This is a genomic window from Bifidobacterium sp. UBA744, assembly GCA_002298605.1.
Lineage (GTDB): Bacteria > Actinomycetota > Actinomycetes > Actinomycetales > Bifidobacteriaceae > Bifidobacterium.
The window spans coordinates 1-3,190 of record DBKS01000016.1 but is presented as its reverse complement, the minus strand read 5'-3'; the positions used below and the strand labels follow the sequence as shown (position 1 = coordinate 3,190).

Genomic DNA, 3,190 nt, shown 5'->3' with positions numbered 1-3,190 from the left:
GATCGCTGGGATGCGGACAGCATAAACCCCTCTCTTGTTCAGGCCCGGTGGGCCAATGTGCATGTGATGGCTGCTTATGCGGCATGGCGTGTGGCGCAGCCGGCAAAGAAAAACGCATGACCGATGTTGTCATTGAACGCCGGCGCGAAGCCGGCACGACACAGGGCCATGCGATTTTGAAACGTGAATCACCGTAGCACGACATCGAATTCCAGGTAAGTCACGCCGGGCGTGTCGCGCAGCGCCCTTCCGCTGTCACGCCTATCCACGCCATACGCCGGCTTCACCGATGCGAATCAACCGACGGAAGCCTTCCGTCCTCCTTCGCCGCGACGGCCCGTCCCGGGCGCAGATCGGACAGGAGCGTCGCGAACAGCACGACCGCCATGACAGCGGTGACGAGATCGGCAACGGCCTGGGCTGCGATGACTCCCTGATAGCCGAAGAGGCGCGATCCGACCCACAGGGCGGCGGCCAGCACGACCCCCTGGCGGGAAATCGACAGCACCAATGCGCCGACGGCCTTGCCGGCCGACTGGAACGTGCAGGTGGTGACCATGACGATCGCCACGCACACCACGGACAGCAGCTGCACGCGCAGCATGCCCGTCCCCTCGACGATCACCGTCTCGTCATCGATGAAGAACCCCATCAGTGGCCGGGCCAGCAGCGACAGCACAACAGTCGCCACAACGGAATACAGGCACAGGAATCCGTAGGAGAAACGCATCACATGTCCAAGCCGTTCGAAATTCCCGGCACCGTAGTTGTATCCGATCAGAGGCTGCGCGCCGAAGGCGAAACCGACCAGCACCAATACGGCGATCATCATGATCTTCAATACGATGCCCATGGCTGCGACCGCGTCAGTGCCATAGGCGAGCAGGAACAGATTGACCATCACCAGGCCGACGCTTTGCATGATATTGGTCAGCGAAGCGGGTATGCCGATGATCAGGATCTCGCCGACCTCCTTCGCCGAGAGACGGGCCAGACGCGGATCGAGCGAGAGATTGCGGCTGCGGCGGGCAAGGAACCAAACGTAATAGAGGTCCTGCACGCCATAGGCGATGACGGTGGCGGTGGCGGAGCCGGCGGCTCCCCAGCCGAGCACCTGAATGAGGACGGGATTCAGGATGATGTTGACGACGGTGCCGCCGACCGCGCCGATCATGGATGGCACGGCGAACCCCTCGCAGCGCAACAGGTTGTTGGGGGTGAGCGACAGGATAATCAGAGGCGATCCGGCGATGATGATCGTGTAGAACGGCGAGGCATACGCCCAGGTGCGTTCGTCCGCGCCGAGCACACTCAGGATCGGATCATGAAAGATCGCGCCAAGCATGATGACAACCGCGCCGACGACGACCGCGCCCCAGAAACAGCAGGCGGACAGGCGTCGGCCGTCATCATAGCGATGCCTGCCGAACAGACGGGAAATAACCGAACTGCCGCCAAGGCCGAAGATATCGCCCAGGGCGATCATCACGGTGACGACGGGAGCCGCCAGGGAAACACCGGCGACCATGTCGGTGTTGCCGGTGTGGGCGATGAAAAATGTGTCAACCATGTTGTAGACCATCGACACCAGCATGCTGAATACAACGGGCAGCGAAAGCGTGAAATAAACCTTGGGCACCGAAGCCCTGACGAACAGTTCATCATCCACGGTAGTTCAGTCTAGCCACACGACCGACACGGGGGCGCGCAAGCCGACCGGCGCGTCACGCCTCAGCCGGTTCGGGCGGCAGGCGCGAGGAAAAGCGGAACATGAGCGAGGCGAGCACGATGCCGGTCACGCCAAGGCCAAGCAGCACACGCATGCTTGAGGCGAAACCGGACAAATAGGCTTGGGACTCGCCCATTCCGCCCGCCAACCCATATGAGCTGTATTCGGTGATCAGCGCGCTGGCCACGGCGGTTCCGATGGCGCCGGCCAACTGCTGGACGGTGTTCATCACGGCCGAACCATCGGCGTTCATATGGGACGGAAGCTGGTTCAGCGCATGGGTCTGATCCGGCACCAGCACGAAGCCGGAAGCCGCCATGAACAACGCATAGGCCACAGCCACCGCCACCTCATGCCTGCCGCCGAGCATCAGCACCATGTCCATAACACTTACGCCGATAAAACCGCAGATGATAAATCTGGGCGGGAAATGGTTCTTCAACGTCCCGCCGATCAACGGCGCGGAAACAGCACCCACCACCGCGCCCGGCAGCAATACGAGCGCGGCGACCATGCTGGTTTGGCCGAAACCGCGCTGCAGGAGGATGGGCAGCAGAAAGTTCAGCCCCAGCACGCCGCCGGAACTCATCAGCAGAATGAGCATGCCCAGCGAGAACCCCGGATAGGCGAAGGTGCGGATTTCCACCAGCGGATGGGCCATGCGCAGCTGCATGACGGCAAATATCGCCAGCACGGCTATGGCGGAGCACAGCACCGCCCAGAACCGCCAGTCGCCATGCCAAGAAGTGAAGAAGCTCACCGCCACGATCAGACCGGACAGACCCGCCGCCACCAATAGCAGCGAGGGCAACGACAGGCGGACGCCGGCCCCGTCACCGGCATGCCGGATATCAGGTACGGTCGCAACGCCCATCACCAGCGAAATCACCAGGAACGGCAGCATCGCATAGAAGATCCAATGCCAGTTGAGGTATTCCATCACCACACCACCGAACACCGGGCCGATGGCAGGGGCAGCGCAAGTGACGAGGCTGACGAGCCCCAGCATCATGCCACGCTGCTCAAGCGCCGCCTTCTCCAAAATGATGCTGGTCAGCAACGGCAGCGAGATGCCGGTGCCCAAGGCCATGATCAGTCGCGCGGCGAGCAGCAATGGAAAATTGATGGCCAACGCGCCGATCACGGTGCCACTGGAAAACACTGCCACGGACACGGTGAACAAGGCCTTGGTGGGAAAGGTGCGCACCAGGAAGGGTGAGGTGGGAATGGACACGGAAAGCAGCAGCAGATATCCGGTGGTCAGCCATTGCACCACGTCGGCGGACACGGAGAACTCCCCCATCAGCGTCGAATATGCGATGTTCAGCGAGGTTTCCGAGAGAATGCCGAGGAACGTGAGGATGGACAGCGCCACCACCACGATGATCAGTCTGCCTTCGACCGGCTTCTTGCCCTGGGGCGGCCGATTGGCTCCGGTTGTCCGCTCCGCTTGGATCGCGG

At 62.0% G+C, this 3,190-nt stretch carries 2 protein-coding genes; both read right to left on the bottom strand.

The annotated features are described in order from the left end of the window. Positions 1–283 precede the first annotated feature (283 nt). Positions 284–1,669 (bottom strand): MATE family efflux transporter, encoded by a 1,386-nt coding sequence (locus tag B2994_RS01570; RefSeq protein ID WP_291526651.1) that lies wholly within the window; start codon positions 1,667–1,669, stop codon positions 284–286. Positions 1,670–1,724: 55 nt separating this feature from the next. Next, complete coding sequence (locus tag B2994_RS01565; RefSeq protein WP_291526665.1) at positions 1,725–3,185, bottom strand: DHA2 family efflux MFS transporter permease subunit; 1,461 nt, start codon at positions 3,183–3,185, stop codon at positions 1,725–1,727. Positions 3,186–3,190 lie beyond the last annotated feature (5 nt).